Source organism: Marinobacter denitrificans, from assembly GCF_008795955.1.
Lineage (GTDB): Bacteria > Pseudomonadota > Gammaproteobacteria > Pseudomonadales > Oleiphilaceae > Marinobacter > Marinobacter denitrificans.
This window is the reverse complement of the sequence record NZ_VMHN01000004.1, coordinates 127703-148366: the sequence shown is the minus strand read 5'-3', so window position 1 is coordinate 148366 and position 20664 is coordinate 127703. Positions and strand designations below refer to the sequence as shown.

The window sequence follows — 20664 nt, the reverse complement described above, 5'->3', positions numbered from 1 at the left end:
AATGGTCAACAGGAATGGCGGAACCGGCAGTTGGCCCGGTGGGGAAAACAGGGCAGCATCAGAACAGCCTCAATAACCGATAAAGGAGTTGCACATGCCCGGCCCGTTAAGCCAACTCAAGGTACTGGATTTCAGCACACTGCTGCCCGGACCCTACGCCACCATGTTGCTGGCGGATATGGGTGCTGATGTGTTGCGCGTGGAGGCACCGGGCAGGCTCGACCTGACCCGGGTTATGCCTCCGCTGGAGGACGGCGTGAGCACAGCCCATACCTTTCTGAACCGGGGCAAACGCTCCCTGGGCCTGGATCTCAAAAAAGCGGGCAGTGCGGATGTCGTCAAACGGCTGGTAAAGGATTACGACGTTGTGATCGAACAGTTTCGGCCGGGCGTGATGGACAGGCTCGGCATTGGTTACGACTCCCTGAAAACCATCAACCCTGACCTTATCTACTGTGCTATCACCGGCTATGGCCAGACTGGCCCGTATAAAGACCGTGCCGGACACGACATCAATTACCTGTCCCTTGCTGGGGTGTCCAGCCACTGCGGCCGCAAGGAGAGTGGTCCGCCACCGATGGGCATCCAGATAGCCGATGTGGCAGGGGGCTCACACCACGCGGTAATGGGTATCCTGGCGGCGGTGGTTCACCGGCAGCAAACTGGCGAAGGGCAGTACATTGATATCAGCATGACCGACGCCGCGTTCGCCATGAATGGTATGGCAGGGGCAGCCGCCCTGGCAGGAGGCCAGGAACAGTACCCGGAGAGCACATTGCTTAACGGCGGCACCTTTTACGACTACTACCAGACCAGTGATGGCCGCTGGATATCCGTTGGCAGCCTGGAACCCCAGTTCTCCGCCCGGCTGTGCGATGCTCTGGATATCCCCGAGATGAAAAGCTTTGCGCTTAGCCAGAACCCGGAGCATCAGCAGACAATTCGTGAGGCTTTGAAAACTGCCTTCGCCCAGAAAACCCTGGCAGAGTGGGAAGAGGTATTTGCTGGCCAGGATGCCTGTGTAGAGCCGGTACTGACGATTACCGAGGCTGCCGATCATCCCCAGATGAAAGCCCGCAACATGGTTATCGAAGTGGCAAAAGAGAATGGTGGAACCCAGAAGCAGATCGGCCACCCCATCAAGTTCAGTGCGACGCCCTGTAACTCCCGCTACATTGGGCGCACCCTGGGCGCGGACAACGACGAGTTCTGAGGGTCCTCATCACTGGCTCCTGCAGGTGCAGGGGCCAGTTTCACGTTGTTGCGGCCATCGTCTTTGGCTGCGTATAACGCCTGATCTGCCCGAAGCAGGGTGTCATCCGTGCTTTCTTCGCGATGGTATTCTGCGACACCAATAGATACCGTTACCCGGAAATCTTCCGCGATGGCGGGAAACGTCAGTGCTTCAATAGCTTCTCGCACCCGTTCAGCCTTGATGCGGGCACCCTCCAGTGGTGTCTGGGGCAGCACCAACAAAAACTCCTCTCCTCCATACCGACCAAAGCAGTCGATCGCCCTCAGTCCGTCAGCAACCGAACGAGCAACGGCCTGCAGGATGGCATCACCGACCTGATGTCCGTACGTATCGTTCACCTCCTTGAAGTGATCAATATCCATCAGGCATAAGGAGAACGAGCCCGGTATGCGGCTGTAGCGATTACACTCCTCAGTAATCACCTCGAACAGCCGGCGACGATTATAGACGCCCGTCAGAGCGTCTACATTCACCAGCTCCTGGATCTGCTCCATGGCCTCCCCCAGTTCCAGATTGCGCTGACGAAGCTTGCCACGAAGCCCGCTGATAAAACCGCCAATGATGGTGATCTCCGCCATCACAAGCGCAAAGGCTACTGTCTGCAGAATATCCAGTTCGCTATTGAGAACCTCTGGCCGATAGGCCCACAAGCCCAGGTGGAGCAAGCCGTAAAGCGCAAAAAACCACACCCCCACCACAATGAACTGGCGCGTAGTAAGTGCCAGAATGCCAAACAGCATGGGTACGACGGCAATCAGCAGGAAAATAGCCCGGGCCTGGCCCGCATCCAGAAACGCCATCACCCAGATAGGGGGAAGCAGCGACACAATCATCTGTGCGGATGTCATGCTCGGGTCCTGGAACTTAAGGTTTTGTCCGGTACGAATCAGCCACCAGAAGGTAGCGTTGATCAGTGAGGCGAACACCAGAAATCCTGCGGCAACGCCCAAAGAAATCATGCCTTGCACCCAGCAGTACACTACGATACTGAAAGTGACCATGTAGGACCCGAAAGACATTCCCAGGCGCCGCATGCGGAGTTTTTGGTCGCGTTCTGCGACCTCTGCCGGGGAGTGGGTGGCATTCGTGGCGGACGTTTGGTTCATAGGCTGCTTGTTTTTATATTGGTAGTCGGCTTAATGAGTACTGATCAAATAGTGACATGCTGTTTAACAAGGATATGTGAAACAAATCATAGTGCCATGATAACAAGAAGTGAATCCCAAATCAGACCTTAGCAGTGGCGGAGTTTGTCTGCTAATTTGTGATAGTGAGTCACTTTTGGCTCGCTCATAACAACCACAATGGACAAACCAACTATGACATTGCTTCGCAAACTTTTCAGGAGCGCTGATAGAGGCGCATTGAAAGCTGCTGGAGTAGCGCTGGCCAGCAGCTTTCTGATTACAGGATGTTCCGACGGTAGCAGCTCTTCAGGTTCCGGCAGCACAGTGAACGAACAGCTTTTCCCGGCGGATGGAAAATTTGAGGCAACCATAAGGAGAACGACAAACGGAGTTCCGCATATCAAGGCGGACAATCTTGCCTCTGCGGCCTTTGGGCATGGGTATGCGCAGGCGCAGGATAATGTGTGTTATCTGGCGGAAGCCATTGTTAAGGCTAGAAGCGAGCGGGCCAAGTACTTCGGCCCAGGCCCGGATACGCCGTTTGGTGTGGGGCTCAATATCGTTAATGACTTTAGCTATAAGGCTCAGAAGATCTACAGCGGTGCCGAACTCGAGTTTCCAGCGCTGACAGATGAAAGTCGTGCACTGATTGAGGGCTTCACTGAGGGTTATAACCGTTACGTGACTGAAACAGACCCCAGCGATCTTCCAGCGGAGTGCCGGGACCAGGATTGGGTGAGGTCTATAACGCCCGTTGATCTGTTGGCCCACTACCGGGTCGTTGGCCAGTTTGCCAGTGGGGCACAATTTGCAACGGGAGCTGTGTTCCTGGCCGTACCTCCCGGGAAAAGCCCGGCACCGGAGGCAGTATCTACTATTACAGATACTGAAAAGTTCGAGCAATTGCGTAATGACGTTGTTGCAACGGCAAAGTCTGGCGCAAAATCAGTTCAGGATTTTAGCGACACAGGACTTGCGAGTAACGCTTGGGGACTCGGGAAGACAATGACCGAACAGGGACGAGGTGCGCTTTTGGCAAACCCGCATTTCCCTTACACTGGTCACCGACGCCTATATGAGGTGCAGATGACAGTACCGGGCTACCTGAATGTTCATGGAGCGGGATTACTGGGTACTGCAATACCACTCATAAACTTCAACAAAAACCTCGCTTGGTCGCACACGGTAACCACGAGCCGGAGATTTACCTGGTATGAGTTAACCCTGAAAACCGGGGAAGACCTTACCTATCTTAAAGATGGTAAAGAGAGACCGATTGAAACAGAGACATACCAGATAGAGGTAGCAATGCCTGGCATGTCTGAGCCGCTGGTCCTTGAGCGGGACTTCTATTTTTCCGAATATGGGCCGATGATTGCGGCTAATGCAGTTGACGATGAGTTGCCCGCTTGGGGCGGCAGTGGGGCATTGAATCCCGGCGGAACAGTGGCAATGACTTACCGTGATGCCAATGCCAATTCCGGCGGCTTGTTGGATACCTGGCTACAAATGAGTCTGGCGACAAACCTTTCCGAATTTAAGGATGTTTTCAGAAACTGCGGCTCTACGCTTTGGACGAATACTACTTATGCTGACGATCAGGGCAATGCCTTCTATATTGATAGCAGCTCGGTACCCAATCTCTCAGACAAGGCTATTGCTCTTGTAAATTTCCGACGATTCGGAAGTGCGGCGTACGCCGGGCTATTTGATCAGGGAGTAACACTTCTTGACGGTAGCAAGTCTATTGAAGACTGGGTTGAAACCTCGTGTGGTGGCCTTACGCCGTATGAGGATAAGCCTAAACTCGTCCGTACCGACTGGGTTCAGAATTCGAACAGCAGTCATTGGGCGACAAATCCTGATGAGTTTCTGACGGGCTACTCACCGCTGTTCGGGGAAGAAAGAGCTCCGATCAATGCTCGTACCCGGCTGGGGATCAAGATGCTTCAGAACCCGCTCGAGCCTGGCGTTCCCTCAGCTCCGAACCCTGCTGGGCAGGATGGCAAGTTCAATGCAGAGGAACTTTTGGAAGTCATCTGGAACAACAGGTCGTGGTACGCAGAACAGTTCCTTCCTGAGCTGCGGGAGCGTTGTGATGCCATCGGCGCTACTACTGTGAATGGACAGGATCTTTCATCCTGGTGTCAGTCGCTGGAAAACTGGGATGGTCTCTACAACCGCGATAGCGTTGGTGCCCATATCTTCAGGGTTTTCATGGCAAACTATCTTGAAGACGTGGATAGTGATCTGACACAACCGTTCAACCCTACCGATCCGGTTGGCACTCCCGCCACTCCGTCCGAAGACAACGCAGGCACTCCAAGCGATACCATGCTTCTGGCACTGTCGGCAGGTGTTGATGCGCTGGTGTCACAGGGTATTGCGCCCACAGACGCATTGGGTGACCTGCAGTTCTATCGCGCATCGGGCGGTGTGGTGCCGGGCTCTGGTGGCACGCCGGTCTTCCAGACCAGTGAAATCCCCTGGCATGGGGGCGATGGCAATATTGATGGTGCATTTAACGCGATTGGTGTCGTGAGTGACCAATTTGCGGAGGATACCCGCTTCCCCCGGATTGCCCCGTCTACTATCCCCAATACAGCCGGCCTTTCTGACGGAAGTAACGGTATAGACGGTTGGTTAATGGCAAGGGGTACGAGCTGGCACTTTGGCTTGGAATTCACTGACAACGGCCCCGAGGCCTATGGCCTTGTCAGTTATTCTCAGTCGACCGATACCATGTCGCCCTACTTCAGTGACCAGAGTGAGGACTATTCCAATAAGAAGCACCGGAAGCTTCTGTTCACTGAGGAGGAGATCGAAGCTAACCTGCTTCCTCAGGGTGAGACGGTGATATCTCAGTAGTTGATAGGCTGATATCGAAAATCTGCTAACTATTGGTGCAGTAAGGCCGGCGATGCTGAATCGCCGGCCTTTTTGTATCTGTTTGTAGGTGGCGAGGCGTTGGGAAGTCGAGAATGGGTGGGGCGAATCAATGGTTAGCCCATAAAAAAAAGCCCCGGAAGTCCGGGGCTTTCATGTTTCAGGTCAAGTTATTGATCTTGATCCAGTGCGCTCTCCAGGGTATCGCTCTCACCCAGTACTGAAAGGTTCGCAGCGTCTTCCGGGTTCGGGCCGGTCGTCATCAGGACGGGTGCTCCAGCAATGGCCAGTATGGTCTGACGCACCATCTCGGAGAATGCCGGGATAGTATTAGAGCCGCCCGGGCACTGCAGGTCATCTGGGTCGGCCGGTGTGGCCGGACCAACGAAGGTACCGTGGTTGGCGTCTGCGCATGGGTTTGCGCCTGCGAAGAACGATGCAGCTGGCAATGCACCTTCGCCTGCTGCTGAGCCTGTTTGCACGAGGCTGAGGCCAGCGCCGTCTGCGAGGGTGCCTCCGCCAGCGCCAAGATCAATCAGGGCCATCAGCGGTTCTGTCGATGCTAAAGGAGCAGAGAACGCTTGCCCCAATGGGTTGACGTTTGCTTCATTGGGCACAGTAGAGTCGCCAATAACTTCACTGATAAGGATGTTGTTCGTGGTACCGCCAAGGGCTTCGGCGTAGTTAACCGGATCCGTTGCGTCTACAACTGACTGGAACACATACATGAAGCTCTCAAAGTTTGCAGAGCCCTGGTTTACGCCAGCAGCGGCCAACCCGCCAATGATTGGGGTTGAGAAAGCGGGAGAATTCTCTATCAACCGTGTTACCTGACCACCGGTATTATGCAGAACCACTGTATGGAGATCTGGGAATGCATAGCTGCTCAGGGGGGCGCCCGCTGACTGGTAGATTCCGTTCACAGTCGCATTCAGTGTTGGGTCGTTCGCCAGTGACGCAAACGTGGTACCCGAAATTCCTCCAAGGGAATGGCCCACAAAGTGCAGATCCAGGGGCGCAAGTTCGCCAATACTACCCAGTCCGTTGATGCCCATGGTTTGTACCGAGGCAGCGACGTTAAGAAGATCGACAACACCTTGACGAAGGTTGTCACGGTTGTTGAGCATATTGGAAGGGTTGATGAACAGGCTGCCTGATTCGACGTCTGTAAGGTCAGCAGAGACAGGCTGTTGCTGTTCATTGGCCGTGTAGTTGAAGTGACGCTCGCCAATGTAGTCTGCGTTAACCAGAGCGTTGAGCTGAGCGTTAAGTCCATCGTTTCCGGTGCCACCACTGTCAAGAATGGCATTAACTTCCGTGATGAGATCGCTGGACTCTGAAAGTGGCGTCAAGCCAGCAACACGCCCTGCAGTGTCGCCTGCAAGACCGTGGAGCGGTTGGTCAATTGCGATTACTACTTGACAGGATTGACTGGCGAGAAGTATTCCGGGAAGCATTGTTACACTGCGATCCACTGTAATGCCGTGTTGGAATATTGTCACACCGTCAGGTTCGCCAGTCACGGTGCAGTTATCATTGTCTGTAGTCGGGTGGAAAGCTACCACTGGAACTGTAGTAGTTGCCTTTTGTTCTGGAAACGGAAAGTAGCCGTTTACGTTGAGCGCGCCATCTATATCCCGAAGAAACTGGAAGGTTTCAACGCCGGGTTCCAGAGACTCGCTGATGCCATCTTCCAGACTGGTACTCCCTTCGAAGCTGCCAGTTGAGAGAGCAGCGCCGTCAGAGCCGGGAAGTGATTGGAAATAGGGCAGTGTGATAGCACCCTGTGAGACTTGAACCTGGCTAGCAGCAAGCACGATAGGATTGTTTGGGTTTTGGGCAGCCAATCCCTGAATGGTAGCCAGATCACTGGCGGATGTTGGCGTAGTGAAATATGAAGGCCGCGGCACCGGAAGGTGCAATGAGTCACCCACTTCAGCTGTGATAGCCGCTCCAATGTTTGTTGGAGTAGCAATTGCCTGAAGTTCGCCGAGTCTGGTGATAGCAGCAATTTCAGCGGCCGGCAGAGTGGTGATATCCAAATCTCCACTCTGAACAGCCTCTGCTTTTTCGCCCAGCTCACCGAGTTTGGTCGTTAGCTCCGAAAAATTCAGAGTCGGGAAGTTATCACTAACCGCTTTCAGCTGTGCAGTAAAGCCCACCTTCTGGCCCAGTGACTCTCCAAACGCGGCAGGCGCCATCATGGCCCGCAACACATCCATGTCGGAGTTTGTTGTAAACGAATAAGACAGGGCCGATTCAGAACCGGTTCCCATTACATTCAGGAAGCCATTGCCCAGAGCATCCAGGCTTTGCAGCAATGTTTTTACATTGCCCAGTGCCGGATTACCCAGGGTGCCGTCAGCCAACGCAACATCCTGCACTGCTCGGGCGATCGGTTTACCGTTTGCGCCTTTGACGTCGTCACTAACAATGACCAGATATTTCTGGCCTTCCAGAAGCGGTTCAAGTGGTACAACGCGGATCGCGTTATTGGTGCCACCGTCGAGGCTGACGACGTCAGCACGGAAGTTAGGTTGCAGTTCTGGAGCGGTTTCGAACGGGTCCGCGGGATCTATTCCGCTCGGATTCGTATTTGGCAGCGCTCCAGGCGCGGACTCGATTGCTGCCGGAACCTTGAGTGGCACCAGGAAAACGGTGGCATTCGCCATGACCGAAGCGGGGTTTAGCTCCCCATCAAACTTGAGGCTGAACGCACCCGAAGTGGAGAAGCCGGAAAGCCTGTTAACAGCGTCGTCTGCGGGTGTGTCGCCTGTTGAGAGGCCAGTGAAATCGTAGTTGGCACTCTGGGTGGCGCCGAGCAACAGGATCAGGTCCGAGTTAATCGGGAACTGTGGTTCCTCCGCCAGAGGGTTCGGGTTATAAAGAGGGCGAACCAGGCTTCTGTCGATCGTCGTATCTTCAATATTATATTCAGGATTCGCATTACCGGACCCCGAACCGGCGCTATCAAAGCACCCTGTCAGTCCAAGGGAGGACGCCACAGCAAGACTTATTAGAGTTTTCTTGAACATGGGTGTGGAACCTTTTCCTGTTGTTGTGTCGTTATTTTCGGCAACTGACGGGGCCGGTCTGGTCCGGTAAACCCGTTGTCAGTGGCCTGTTCTGCTTATTCTGTTGTCTGAATTTCTGGCCAGCGCTCTGTGCCAATTTCTGTAACTCTGACTATAGCGACAGTAAGGCGACAGTTGATCGCTCTAAAGTGTGATTCTGACCATTGGGAGCCCACCCGCACAGTCGGAGTTCGGCTTCATTGAAAAATAGTTGGCCCTGAGACGTTTGTCGAGTCCTTCGGGGCGCAGGGCACCAGCCTAGTTGAAGTTTGAGAAGTCCGGCTTTCTTTTTTCCGTGAACGCTTTGATGGCTTCGGCATTCTCGGGGGATTTCAGGCGTTCGGCGAATAACTTGCCCTCGGCCAGCATGGTGGTTGTCAGCTGTTCACCGGAGGCTCTGTTCAGCAGTTCCCGGGTGGCGCGTATGGCGGCGGGTGGCTGGGCCGCAAGGCGGGCGCAGGCTTCAAGAGCTGCGGCTTCCGTTCTTGCAGGTTCACACACACTATTGATCAGGCCCAGGCGCAGGGCGTCGTCTGCAGTGAAGGCGTCACCTAGCATCAGTAGCTCTGCGGCGCGGACCCGGCCAAGCCAGGATGGCAGCAGCAGGCTGGAGCCGCCCTCCGGGCAAAGGCCCAGTGTGGCGAATGGCATCTGGAAGCGGGTGTTGTCACCGGCGAAGACCATGTCGCAATGCAGCAACATGGTGGTGCCAATGCCCACGGCCGGGCCATTTACCGCCGCGACGATGGGTTTGGTGGTAGTGGCCAGCAGCAACAGGAAGCGGCCTACCGGCGTATCTTGAAATTCACCCGGCAAGCCGGCGGCAAAATCGCCCAGGTCATTGCCGGCAGTGAAGCAGTCTTCGCTGCCTGTATAAAGGACGCAGCGAATGTCGTCATCGTCCCGGGCCTGTTCGAGGGCGTCACCGAGGGCCGTGTACATGTCATGGGTGAGGGCGTTCTTGCGGTCCAGGCGGTTAATACGGACTGTCAGAATGTGATTGTTCTTTTCTGTGAGGACGAGGTCAGTCACGGGATCTCCTGCGATGAAATAATCGAAGATAGCAACGATGTTACATTTTTTCGTGGCTGTTTAGCCAAGGTTCACGTGAAATACCTTCGCCGTCTGTCTGATCCCTCGTTTTCGGATTTTCTGGTAAACTTCGCGCTCCTGATTTTAATAACCCGATCTATAAACCAGACCTGATGAGACGCCTATGACCACCGTAATCCGCCAGGACGACCTGATTGAGAGCGTAGCGGACGCGCTGCAGTTCATTTCCTACTACCACCCGAAGGATTTTATTCAGGCTGTGTACGAGGCCTATCAGAAGGAAGAGTCCCAGGCGGCGAAGGATGCCATGGCGCAGATCCTGATCAACTCCCGCATGTGTGCCCAGGGCAAGCGGCCAATCTGTCAGGACACCGGTATTGTGACCGTCTTTGTGACCATAGGCATGGATGTGCAGTGGGACGCTGACATGGCGCTGGACGATATTATCAATGAAGGCGTTCGCCGCGCTTACACCCATTCGGACAACGTGCTGCGTGCCTCCGTACTGGCGGACCCGGACGGCAAGCGGGCCAACACCAAGGACAACACCCCGGCGGTGATTCACTACAAGGTGGTGCCGGGCAACACCGTGGACGTGCACGTGGCTGCCAAGGGCGGTGGTTCTGAAGCCAAGTCCAAGTTCGCGATGCTGAACCCGTCCGATTCCGTGGTGGACTGGGTGCTGAAGATGGTTCCGCAGATGGGCGCTGGCTGGTGCCCGCCCGGCATGCTGGGCATCGGCATTGGTGGTACCGCCGAGAAGGCAATGGAACTGGCCAAGGAATCCCTTCTGGACCCGATTGATATCCATGACCTGCAGGCCCGCGGCGCGTCCAATCGTGCTGAAGAGCTGCGCCTGGAGCTGTTCGAGAAAGTGAACGACCTGGGCATTGGCGCCCAGGGCCTGGGTGGCCTGACCACCGTTCTGGATGTGAAAGTGAAGGATTATCCCACTCACGCCGCCAACAAGCCGGTGGCAATCATCCCGAACTGTGCCGCCACTCGCCACGCACACTTTGTGCTGGATGGCTCCGGCCCTTCGCTGCAAACTCCGCCGAGCCTGGAAGACTGGCCGGAAATTACCTGGGAAGTGGGCGACAGCGTTCGCCGTGTGAACCTGGATACGGTGACGCCTGAAGATGTGAAGGACTGGAAGCCGGGTGAAACCGTATTGCTCTCCGGCAAGATGCTGACCGGCCGCGACGCTGCCCACAAGAAAATGGTGGACATGATCGAGCGCGGCGAAGAGCTGCCGGTGGACCTGAAGGGCCGCTTCATCTATTACGTGGGCCCGGTGGACCCGGTACGCGAGGAAGTGGTTGGCCCAGCCGGCCCCACCACTGCCACCCGCATGGACAAGTTCACCCGTACCATGCTGGAGAAAACCGGCCTCACCGGCATGATCGGCAAGGCCGAGCGTGGCCAGGTGGCCATCGATGCCATTCGCGAGTTCGGTGCGGTCTACCTGATGGCTGTGGGTGGTTCAGCCTACCTGGTGTCCAAGGCCATCAAGCACGCGGAAGTGGTCGCCTTCCCGGAGCTGGGTATGGAAGCCATCTACGAGTTTGAAGTGGAAGACATGCCGGTTACCGTGGCGGTGGATTCCAAAGGCTCCTCCGTCCACCAGACGGGACCGGCCGAATGGCATGAGAAGATCATCGCCGCCAAGGCGGTCTGAGACACTCAGCCGGTATTACGATGAACAACTGATGTTCAGGTGCTTCCCCCAGTCCGGGGGAGGCGCCGCGTATTCCTCGAACTCCGGCTGTTCATCGAACGGCTTTTTCAGCACCTCCAGCAATTCCTTCATCGGCGTGTAGTCGCCGTTCTGTGCTTCCAGGATCACCTGCTGTGCCAGGTAGTTTCTCAGGATGTACTTCGGGTTCACACTTCGCATCTGGAACTCCCGCTCGTCATGGGCACGGGTTTCCGATTGCAGGCGCTGCTCGTAGCGCTCCAGCCACTCATCCGCCACGCTGCGATCCACGAACAGGTCACGGATCGGCGACGAGCCCTTCGATGTCAGGTTGGACAGCCCCCGGAAGAACAGGGTGTAGTCCACATGGTGTTCATGGAGCATGCTGAAGGTATCCATGATCAGAGCCAGGTCGGCCTCATCCTCAAGAGCCAGGCCCAGTTTGTCCCGCATGTTTTGCAGGAAACGCTCGTTGTAGGTAACTTCATAGCGCCGGAGCCCCCGCCGTACATAATCTTCATTCATAACCGGGAGCAGCGCGTTGGCCAGGTATTGGCAGTTCACGAAACCGATGTTGGGTTGGCGGTTGTAGGCGTAACGACCGCCCTGATCGGTATGATTACAGATGTAACCCGCGTCAAAATCGTCCAGAAAGGCATAGGGGCCGTAATCAAAGGTATCGCCGATGATCGACATGTTGTCGCTGTTCATCACCCCGTGGCAGAACCCGATGGCCTGCCAGTCCGCGATCATCCGCGCCGTGTGCTCAACCACCTCCACAAACCAGCGCTGGTAACGCTCGTCCTCCGGCAGTTCAATCAGGTGGGGGAAGTGCAGGGCAATCACATGCTCAATCAGGGTTTTCAATGCCTCCTCGCCTTCATGGTGAGCCGCAAACTCAAAATGCCCGAAGCGGATGTGAGTCTCCGCTACCCGCATCAACGCCGCCGCCGTCTCAATCGACTCCCGCCGCACCGGGTCCTTCGCACTCACCATAAACAGCGCCCGCGTCGTACGAATCCCCAGTGCCGCCATCGCCTCACTGCACAAATACTCCCGAATGGTCGACCGAAGCACCGCCTTGCCATCCCCGAACCGGGAATAGGGCGTCATCCCCGCCCCCTTCAAATGCCAGTCCCAGCGCCGTCCATCCGGACCAACCGTCTCCCACAACAACAACCCACGGCCATCCCCCAGCTCCGGGTTATACATCCCGAATTGATGCCCCGTGTACTTCATCGCCACCGGATCCATCCCCTCCAGCAGCTCTGTCCCGGCCCCGACGCCGGTCCACTCCTCCGGATTCTCCGAGTGGAAACCCATCTCCCGCGCCAGATCATGGTTAAAACACACCATTCGCGCGTCCTTTAAGGGCGTTGGCTGCACCCGGGTATAGAAACTGTCCGGTAGCTCAAGGTAGCGATGTTCGACTTTAAAACCGTTGCTGCTCATAAAGGATCATGTCTGTTTTGCTGAAGTCCATAACACCAGTGTCCCAGATAACTCCCAACCACCACAAACAAACCGAACTCTGACAACCTATACTCCAATTGGTACAAAACCTGCAAAACCAAAAACAAACCAACAGGGAACCAACACAGTGTCCGCACCCGATCTGACAACCACCATCAAAACGCTGATCAACCAGGAATCCCTCCCCGATTCCTATGCCGACACCGTCAAAAAGACCATCCTCCCCCTGGCCCAACATATCCAGAGTCTCAGGCAGACCAGAGGCGAGCCAATCATCATCGGCATCCACGGCGCCCAGGGCACCGGAAAATCCACCCTCACCCTGTTCCTGAGGGAACTGCTGACCACCCACTACCGCATACCCACTGCGAGCTTCTCTCTGGACGACCTCTACCTCACCCGCGCCGAACGGGAAAAGCTGGCAGAGCACATACACCCATTGTTCATCACCCGGGGCGTCCCCGGCACCCACGACATGGTTCTGGGCCAGCAGGTTATCGACCAACTGAAAGCCGCGGGCCCGGATACGGAAACTCCAATCCCGGCTTTCGACAAATCCCGCGATGACCGGTATCCGCAGGATCAGTGGCCCGCATTCCGGGGCAGGGCGGACATTATCCTGATCGAGGGTTGGTGTATGGGGGCCGTGCCGGCAGACAGTGAGGAAGAACTGATGGATCCCCTCAATGAACTGGAAGAGACCGAGGACCCACAAGGCATATGGCGCCAATACGTCAACCGATGCCTGAAGGGACAGTACGGGGAATTTTTCAGGCAGGTCGACAGCCTGATCATGCTGCGGGCACCTTCCATGGAGTGCGTTCTGCAATGGCGCACTCTCCAGGAGCACAAGCTCCGTGATCGTGCCAGCAGCGCACCAAAAGTGAGCAATGTAACGGGGAAGGCCGCACAACCATCGCGCATCATGAGTGACGAAGAGGTCGTCCGATTCATCATGCATTACGAGCGCATCACCCGTGCCAGCCTGGCGGAGATGCCGGCCCGTGCTGATTGTCTGATCAATGTGGGTGGCGACCACAGTTTCGGTGAACCCTTGATACGCCAGCGACAGTAGAGGATACCGCGATGCCCAAACCACGCCTGATTCTGTTTTCCGACCTGGACGGCACCCTGCTGGACCACCACAGCTACGACTGGGCACCCGCGAAACCTGCGCTGGCGCGCCTGGCAGCGGCGGATATCCCGGTAGTGCTCAACTCCAGCAAAACGGCTGGCGAGATCCGGGCTGTCAGGGCGCATCTTGGCAATTCCGCCCCTTTTATCGTGGAAAACGGTGCTGCAGTCATTCTCCCCGCGAACTGTTTTGGACCGGGCCCGGAACAGGTGCAGAGTTTTGGGGCGCCGCGGGACCAGATACTGGCGCTGTTAAAGGAGTGCCGGGAGGAGGGCTTCCAGTTTCGCAGTTTCTCGGACATGAGCCCGGACGAACTGGCCAGGCATGCCAACCTTTCAGAATCGGAAGCGAAACTGGCGAAAGACCGCGCAGGCACAGAGCCGCTTTTGTGGGAGGGAGATGAGGAATCATTGGTGCGATTCCGGCAAAAACTGGGTGAACATGACTGCCGCCTGGTGCAGGGCGGGCGCTTTCTCCACGCCATGGGCACCTTCGATAAGGCCGATGGGGTCCGGTTCTTGCTAAATAAATATCGAGAGCAATACAGGGAGCAACCCACCGGCGACAGGCTAATAGCCATCGCGCTGGGTGACAGCCCCAATGACCAGCACATGCTGGAAGAGGCAGATATTGCGGTCATCATTCGAGGCGTGCAGTCCGAGAGGGTGTCCCTGCCGTCTCAGAGCCGGGCCATACGGTCCATCAAGTGGGGCCCGGCAGGCTGGAACGAATGCGTGCTGAATCTGCTGATTGAGTACGGTTACTGAAACCGGGTCTTGAAATAACAGGAGAGCCGCCATGGGCGACTTTTATCAGAACGGCATCATCACCACTCTTCATAACCTGTGTCGCAGGCCGGTGGAGGAGCTCGAACGAGAACTGATGAGCTTTCGCAAGGCCCGCCCCATGTCGCTGGTCCTGCCATCGCTGTATTCAGAGCTGGAAGGTCCGGCCCTGAAGAACATCGTGAAGGAACTGGCGAAGGTGCCTTACCTGGAACAGATCGTCATCGGCCTGGACCGGGCCAATGAGCAGGAATACCGTCATGCCCTGGAGTACTTCTCCGAGTTGCCCCAGCATGTGAGGGTGCTGTGGAACGATGGCCCCAGGCTCCGGGCGCTGGACCTCAAACTCCGGGAACAGAACCTGGCGCCCACGGAAATGGGCAAGGGCCGAAATGTCTGGTTCTGCTTCGGGTATGTGCTTGCCTCGGGAATGAGTAAATCCGTGGCCCTGCACGACTGCGACATACTGACGTATTCCCGGGATCTGGTGGCGCGGCTGATTTATCCGGTGGCCAATCCCAACTTCAACTACATGTTCTGTAAAGGGTATTATGCCCGGGTGGCGGATAGCAAAATGAATGGCCGGGTCAGCCGCCTGCTGGTGACGCCATTAATCCGCGCCCTGAAAAAAGTCTGCGGCCCCAGCGATTTCCTGGATTACCTGGACAGCTATCGCTACCCGTTGGCCGGGGAATTCTCCTTCCGTACCGACGTGATCAACGACCTGCGAATTCCCAGCGACTGGGGGCTCGAGGTGGGCGTACTCTCGGAAATGAAGCGTAACTACGCCACCAACCGCCTGTGCCAGGTGGACATTGCCGACACCTACGACCACAAGCACCAGGAGCTGTCTCCTGAAGACGCCAGCCGTGGCCTGTCCAAGATGAGCACGGACATCAGCAAGGCCCTGTTCCGAAAACTGGCCACCAACGGCGAAATCTTCTCCAATGAAAAGTTCCGTACCATCAAGGCCGCCTACTTCCGCATCGCCCTGGATTTTGTGGAAACCTACCAGAGCGACGCCGTGATCAACGGCCTGACTTTTGACCGCCACAAGGAAGAGAAAGCCGTGGAACTGTTTGCCCAGAATGTAATGAGGGCAGGGGCCTATTTCCTGGACAACCCCATGGATACCCCCTTTATTCCAAGCTGGAACCGCGTCACAAGTGCCATCCCGGACATCAAGGAACAGCTGCTGGAAGCGGTGGAACTGGATAACGAGGAATATCGCTAGTGAGCAACACCCTGCACCACAAGCTCATCACCATGTTGGATGTGGTCTATCCCACTATCGATACCGGCTCCCTGGCGGATCAACTGCTGGAGACCATGGGCCTGGAGCCGGACACATCTGCACCCCCGGCTCACCAGAACAACTGGGACGAGTCCGATGTGATGCTGATTACCTACGCAGACACGGTCCAGCGCAGCAACGAGAAACCTCTCCAGACCCTGTTCCAGTTCCTGGAAGACTGCCTGAAGGAGACGGTATCCGCGGTGCATATCCTGCCGTTCTTCCCCTACAGCTCCGACGATGGCTTCTCGGTGATGGACTATCTGGCTGTCAACGAATCCCACGGCGACTGGGAGGACATTGAGCGCATAGGCGGCAAATACAAACTGATGGCGGACCTGGTGATCAATCACATGTCGGCTCGCAGCCGCTGGTTCGAGAATTTCAAAAAACGGATCGATCCCGGCAAGGATTATTTCTTTGAAGCCCGCCCCACGGATGACTTGAGCGCCGTGGTCCGGCCCCGGACTTCCCCTCTACTCAATGCGGTTCAGACTGACGACGGCGAGCGTTACGTGTGGTGCACCTTCAGCGAAGATCAGGTCGATCTGAATTTTGCCAATCCCCAGGTGCTGAACGAGTTCGTGGGCATCATTCGTTATTATCTGGAACGAGGCGTCACTATCTTCCGGCTGGATGCGGTGGCCTTCCTCTGGAAAGAAGTGGGCACGCCTTCCATTCATCTGCAGCAAACCCACGAACTGATCAAGCTACTCCGGCTGCTGATAGAACATCACACCCCTCATGGTGTGGTAATTACTGAAACCAACGTCCCCAACCGGGAGAACCTGACCTACTTCGGTAACGCCAACGAAGCCCATGTTATCTACAACTTTTCACTGCCGCCGCTGCTGATCAACACTCTGGTCACCGGCAACTGCCGCCACCTGAAAACCTGGCTGATGAGCATGCCCCCGGCCCAGATGGGCACCACCTACCTCAACTTTATTGCCTCCCACGATGGGGTAGGTCTTCGCCCGACCGACGGATTGCTGACGGAAGAGGAAAAGCAGCGACTGATCAATACCATGGAATCCTTTGGGGGCAAGGTGTCCTACCGGCGCACTCCGGACGGCAAGGATCAACCCTATGAAATGAATATTGCCCTGTTCGATGCGTTAAAGGGAACTGCCCAGCGGGGCGCAGACCATTGGCAATTGCATCGTTTTATCTGCGCCCACGCCATCATGCTGGCCTTGGAAGGGATCCCCGCGTTCTATATCCACAGCCTGCTGGGTACGGAAAACGACCGCGAACGGGTAGAGCACACCGGTCGTTTGCGCTCCATCAACCGGGGCCAGTGGAACCTGGATCACCTTGAGAGCGAGCTGGCGGCTCCCTTGAGTCATCACCACAAGGTATTCAGCGAACTCAAGCGGCTGATAGCCATTCGCCGCAAACAGCCGGCGTTCCACCCCAACGCCACCCAGTTCACGCTGCACCTCGGGCTGCAAATATTTGGTTTCTGGCGTCAGAGCATGCTCCGGGACCAGTCCATCTTCTGCATACACAACATCACTGACGAGATTCAGCAGGTATCACTGGGGGATATCAATCTAATCGGCACAGACCAGTGGCAGGACCTGATCTCTGGCCTGAATATCGATGATCTGGCTGGAAGCCTGACGCTCAAGCCCTATCAAAGTGTGTGGCTGTCCAACCGGGAATGATGGCAGAATGCGCGGATGTCATCGCACTCTCCAGACCATCGGCCCCGCATCCTGCTTTTATCCGCCTATGACGCCGGCAGCCACAAACGTTGGCGCGAACAACTGGTGGCCAGCCAGCCTGAATTCCACTGGGAAGTGTTGGCGTTGCCGCCGCGGTTTTTTCGCTGGCGGATTCGCGGGAATGCCCTGACCTGGCTGCAGGAACCGGCGCTGAAAGCCAGTTATGACCTGCTGATCGTCACCTCCATGGTGGATCTGGCCTCGTTAAAAGGCTTTCATCCTCATCTGGCCCGCACGCCCGCTATTCTCTACATGCATGAGAACCAGTTTGCCTATCCGGATTCCGGGCAGCAGCATTCCAGTGCCGACCCCAAAATCGTCAATCTGTACAGTGCGGTTGCAGCTGACCAGGTGGTGTTCAACAGCGCCTGGAACCGCGACAGTTTTCTTGAGGGAGCTGATCGTTTTCTGGCGAAGATGCCGGATGGGCTTCCTCACGGGCTGATCCCCGGTATCCGTGAAAAATCCCGTGTGCTCCCAGTGCCCATTGAGGACCGGCTGTTTTTAAAGAGGAGCATGGCCTTCAATGCACAGTGCCCCCATCTGCTGTGGAATCATCGATGGGAGTACGACAAGGCACCGGACCGGCTACTGCGTCTGCTCGACGCACTTACGGCCGCGGGCCAGAATTTTCGGCTAAGCGTAGTGGGTGAACAATTCCGTAGTCAGCCTGAAGCTTTGAGTCTGATACATGAGCGATACCGCGCGCGTATTGTGCACTGGGGATTCCTGGAAAGTCGGGCGGACTATGATTGCCTGCTGGCGGAAGCGGATGTGGTTATCTCTACCGCCCTTCATGATTTCCAGGGGTTGTCTGTGCTGGAAGCCATGGCGTCCGGCTGCGTGGCGTTGGCGCCGGACAGGCTGGCTTATCCCGAGTATGTGCCGGCGCAGCAACGCTACCCCACCTATCCTGATGATCCGGCGGTTGAAGCCGATGCCGCCGCCGGTTTGCTGCGTCAGTTGTTGCAGCATCCTCCAGAGGCATGTGTACCGCAAGCCTGGCGGCTCAGTGAGCTGAACAAGAAATATTACAAAGTGATCAGTGCAACTCTGGGCCAGCTGACGGTATGCTGAGCGTGACTCAAAATATGGAGTAAGCACAGATGATGAGAGCCATCAAGGTCAGTGGCGACACATTAAGCTGGGAGGCCTATGACATTCCTTCCGACGTGCCTGAGAATCATGTGGCTATTGATATTGCGTGGACCGCCATCAACCGTGCGGACCTGATGCAGCGGGCCGGCGTTTATCCGCCACCACCCGGTGCTTCCGATATCCTGGGCCTGGAAGTCAGCGGAACCATCTCCGAAGTAGGTGAGGGAGTGGGTCATCTAAAGCCCGGTGATGAGGTTTGCGCCCTGCTCACCGGCGGTGGTTACGCCACTCATGTGGTGGTGCCGGCAGTTCAGGTATTGCCGATTCCGAAAGGGTACAGCCTGGAAGAGGCTGCGGCGATTCCGGAAGTGTTTGCCACCGCCTGGCTGAACCTGTACCACGAAGCGGCGCTCAAGCCCGGTGAAAAGGTGTTGGTTCACGCCGCTGCCAGTGGCCTGGGTACGGCGGTCATTCAGCTGGCAACTGCACTGGGTAACCCGGTATTTGCCACCGCCGGTGACAACGACAAGCTTGAAATCTGCAAACGACTCGGCGCCAGTGGCGTATGGAATCGCAAGGACGGCTCGTTTGTCGATGCTATAAAATCCTGGGGCGGGGTCGACATGGTACTGGACCCGGTAGGCGGCAACTACATCGCCGAAGACCAGAAAGTGTTGAATATGGATGGCCGGATCATACTCATTGGCCTGATGGGTGGCCGCATGGCCGAAGTGGATCTGGGGCTGATGCTGATGAAGCGCCATCGCCTGATCGGTTCAACACTGCGGTCACGGTCAGTGGCCGACAAGGGTGACGTTATGAGCGCTTTATACCAGAACGTCTGGCCGCTGCTCAGCGCCCGACAGATTGATCCTGTGATCGACAGTTCCTGGCCCATCGAAAAGGCCGGTGAAGCCATGTCCTATGTGGCGGAAAACCGCAATATTGGAAAGGTGTTGCTGCAGGTAGCCGGTTAAACCTCCTTCCCTGGAGGTTCCCGGCACCGGATTAGTCGGCGATGTGCACCAACTGCTTGCCGAAGTTCTTGCCTTTCAGCATGCCTTTAAAGGCTTCCGTTGCATTCTCCAGGCCTTCTGCGATGGTTTCGCGGTATTTCAGTTCGCCGGAGGCAATGCGGTCCGCAAGGATGTTGGTAATTTCCTGGTGCTTGTCCTGCCACTCGGTTACCAGGAAGAAGCGGTGTTCCGGCACTGGGTCCAGCGCTTTGAGCACCTGGAAGGGAGTTTCCACCGAGTTCATGTCTTCCGCGTTGTAGGCGGACACAAAGCCGCAAATGGGTACCCGCGCGCCGGGGTTCAGAAGAGGCGCTACCGCTCTGGTGACGGCGCCGCCAACGTTTTCGAAGTAGATGTCGATGCCATCGGGGCAGGCTGCTTTCAAGTCCGCTTCCAGATTGCCGGCCTTGTAGTCGACACAGGCATCGAAGCCCAGTTCCTCCACCACATAGCGGCACTTCTCCGGGCCACCGGCTACACCGACCGCGCGGCAACCTTCCTTCTTTGCCGTCTGGCCCACTACAGTCCCTACAGGGCCGGACGCTGCGGATACCACCACCGTTTCCCCGGCTTTCGGCTTACCCACGTACATCAGGCCGCAATAACCGGTACGGCCCGGCATGCCGGCCACACCCAGGTAAGTCTGCAGGGGGACGTTATCCTTCTGGTCAATCTTGTACACCATCTCCGCGTCGCCGGGGAACACCACGTATTCCTGCCAACCGGAATAGCAGGTCACCAGATCGCCCACTTTCAGGTTGTCCGAACGGGACTCCACAATCCGTGCAACACTCTCGCCAACAACCACCTCGCCAACGCCAATGGGGTCCATGTACCCCTTGGCGTCGTTCATGCGTGGGCGCATGTAAGGGTCCAGAGACAGCCACAATATTTTGGCCAGAACTTCGCCTTCCTTGAGCTCGCGGACGGGGCGTTCTTCCAGTACCAGATCGTCGTCCTGAATTTCGCCCTGGGGACGCTTGTTAAGAATCACCGCTCGATTGGTATAGTTGCTCACAAACTTTCTCCGGTTGCGTAATGA

General features: G+C 56.4%; 14 protein-coding genes. 9 read left to right on the top strand and 5 right to left on the bottom strand.

The annotated features are described in order from the left end of the window. Positions 1-94 precede the first annotated feature (94 nt). Positions 95-1213, top strand: a complete 1119-nt coding sequence (locus FO268_RS14125) for a CaiB/BaiF CoA transferase family protein (RefSeq protein ID WP_150993971.1) — start codon at positions 95-97, stop codon at positions 1211-1213. Here the strand turns inward: FO268_RS14125 and FO268_RS14120 are convergent. Further along, positions 1171-2361: a GGDEF domain-containing protein gene (locus tag FO268_RS14120; protein ID WP_150993970.1), complete on the bottom strand. Its 1191-nt coding sequence runs from the start codon at positions 2359-2361 to the stop codon at positions 1171-1173. The two genes, FO268_RS14125 and FO268_RS14120, sit on opposite strands and share 43 nt — an antisense overlap. 213 nt (positions 2362-2574) lie before the next feature. On the opposite strand from FO268_RS14120, the gene FO268_RS14115 reads away from it, so the two are divergent. Continuing rightward, on the top strand, positions 2575-5250 hold the full coding sequence (locus FO268_RS14115) for a penicillin acylase family protein (protein ID WP_150993969.1): 2676 nt from the start codon (positions 2575-2577) through the stop codon (positions 5248-5250). A 188-nt stretch (positions 5251-5438) separates the two neighbouring features. On the opposite strand, the gene FO268_RS14110 is transcribed toward FO268_RS14115, so the two are convergent. Then, on the bottom strand, positions 5439-8303 hold the full coding sequence (locus FO268_RS14110) for an MECDP-synthase (RefSeq protein ID WP_150993968.1): 2865 nt from the start codon (positions 8301-8303) through the stop codon (positions 5439-5441). Positions 8304-8600: 297 nt separating this feature from the next. Next, positions 8601-9374, bottom strand: coding sequence for an enoyl-CoA hydratase (locus FO268_RS14105; RefSeq protein ID WP_150993967.1), 774 nt, complete (start codon positions 9372-9374; stop codon positions 8601-8603). Between the two features lie 184 nt (positions 9375-9558). Here FO268_RS14105 and FO268_RS14100 point away from each other — a divergent pair, with 184 nt between their 5' ends. After that, positions 9559-11073, top strand: coding sequence for a fumarate hydratase (locus FO268_RS14100; RefSeq protein ID WP_150993966.1), 1515 nt, complete (start codon positions 9559-9561; stop codon positions 11071-11073). A gap of 15 nt (positions 11074-11088) precedes the next feature. On the opposite strand, the gene FO268_RS14095 is transcribed toward FO268_RS14100, so the two are convergent. Further along, a complete protein-coding gene (locus tag FO268_RS14095) occupies positions 11089-12543 on the bottom strand; it encodes a protein adenylyltransferase SelO (protein ID WP_150993965.1) in 1455 nt (484 codons plus the stop codon). 148 nt (positions 12544-12691) lie between these two features. On the opposite strand from FO268_RS14095, the gene FO268_RS14090 reads away from it, so the two are divergent. From FO268_RS14090 to FO268_RS14065, 6 genes are read left to right on the top strand one after another with little or no spacing between them, the layout of a single operon-like run. Then, positions 12692-13639: a hypothetical protein gene (locus tag FO268_RS14090; protein WP_225316717.1), complete on the top strand. Its 948-nt coding sequence runs from the start codon at positions 12692-12694 to the stop codon at positions 13637-13639. Between the two features lie 11 nt (positions 13640-13650). Then, on the top strand, positions 13651-14466 hold the full coding sequence (locus FO268_RS14085; protein ID WP_150993964.1) for an HAD-IIB family hydrolase: 816 nt from the start codon (positions 13651-13653) through the stop codon (positions 14464-14466). A gap of 31 nt (positions 14467-14497) precedes the next feature. Continuing rightward, entirely contained in the window at positions 14498-15718 is a 1221-nt protein-coding gene (locus FO268_RS14080) for a glycosyltransferase family protein (protein WP_150993963.1), read from the top strand. A gap of 32 nt (positions 15719-15750) precedes the next feature. Further along, positions 15751-17448 (top strand): sugar phosphorylase, encoded by a 1698-nt coding sequence (locus tag FO268_RS14075; RefSeq protein WP_150994061.1) that lies wholly within the window; start codon positions 15751-15753, stop codon positions 17446-17448. A gap of 15 nt (positions 17449-17463) precedes the next feature. After that, on the top strand, positions 17464-18585 hold the full coding sequence (locus FO268_RS14070; protein WP_150993962.1) for a tRNA-queuosine alpha-mannosyltransferase domain-containing protein: 1122 nt from the start codon (positions 17464-17466) through the stop codon (positions 18583-18585). Between the two features lie 32 nt (positions 18586-18617). Then, positions 18618-19583 (top strand): NAD(P)H-quinone oxidoreductase, encoded by a 966-nt coding sequence (locus FO268_RS14065; protein WP_404802927.1) that lies wholly within the window; start codon positions 18618-18620, stop codon positions 19581-19583. Between the two features lie 31 nt (positions 19584-19614). Here FO268_RS14065 and FO268_RS14060 read toward each other — a convergent pair whose 3' ends face one another. Next, entirely contained in the window at positions 19615-20640 is a 1026-nt protein-coding gene (locus FO268_RS14060; RefSeq protein ID WP_150993960.1) for an NADP-dependent oxidoreductase, read from the bottom strand. Positions 20641-20664: the final 24 nt, after the last annotated feature.

Bases quoted from the DNA above. Each gene is read 5' to 3' on its own strand.
- FO268_RS14085 (WP_150993964.1), top strand. From the start codon at position 13,651: ATGCCCAAACCACGCCTGATTCTGTTTTCCGACCTGGACGGCACCCTG.
- FO268_RS14120 (WP_150993970.1), bottom strand. From the start codon at position 2,361: ATGAACCAAACGTCCGCCACGAATGCCACCCACTCCCCGGCAGAGGTC.
- FO268_RS14070 (WP_150993962.1), top strand. From the start codon at position 17,464: ATGTCATCGCACTCTCCAGACCATCGGCCCCGCATCCTGCTTTTATCC.
- FO268_RS14080 (WP_150993963.1), top strand. From the start codon at position 14,498: ATGGGCGACTTTTATCAGAACGGCATCATCACCACTCTTCATAACCTG.
- FO268_RS14115 (WP_150993969.1), top strand. From the start codon at position 2,575: ATGACATTGCTTCGCAAACTTTTCAGGAGCGCTGATAGAGGCGCATTG.
- FO268_RS14110 (WP_150993968.1), bottom strand. From the start codon at position 8,303: ATGTTCAAGAAAACTCTAATAAGTCTTGCTGTGGCGTCCTCCCTTGGA.
- FO268_RS14100 (WP_150993966.1), top strand. From the start codon at position 9,559: ATGACCACCGTAATCCGCCAGGACGACCTGATTGAGAGCGTAGCGGAC.
- FO268_RS14065 (WP_404802927.1), top strand. From the start codon at position 18,618: ATGAGAGCCATCAAGGTCAGTGGCGACACATTAAGCTGGGAGGCCTAT.
- FO268_RS14075 (WP_150994061.1), top strand. From the start codon at position 15,751: ATGTTGGATGTGGTCTATCCCACTATCGATACCGGCTCCCTGGCGGAT.
- FO268_RS14095 (WP_150993965.1), bottom strand. From the start codon at position 12,543: ATGAGCAGCAACGGTTTTAAAGTCGAACATCGCTACCTTGAGCTACCG.
- FO268_RS14125 (WP_150993971.1), top strand. From the start codon at position 95: ATGCCCGGCCCGTTAAGCCAACTCAAGGTACTGGATTTCAGCACACTG.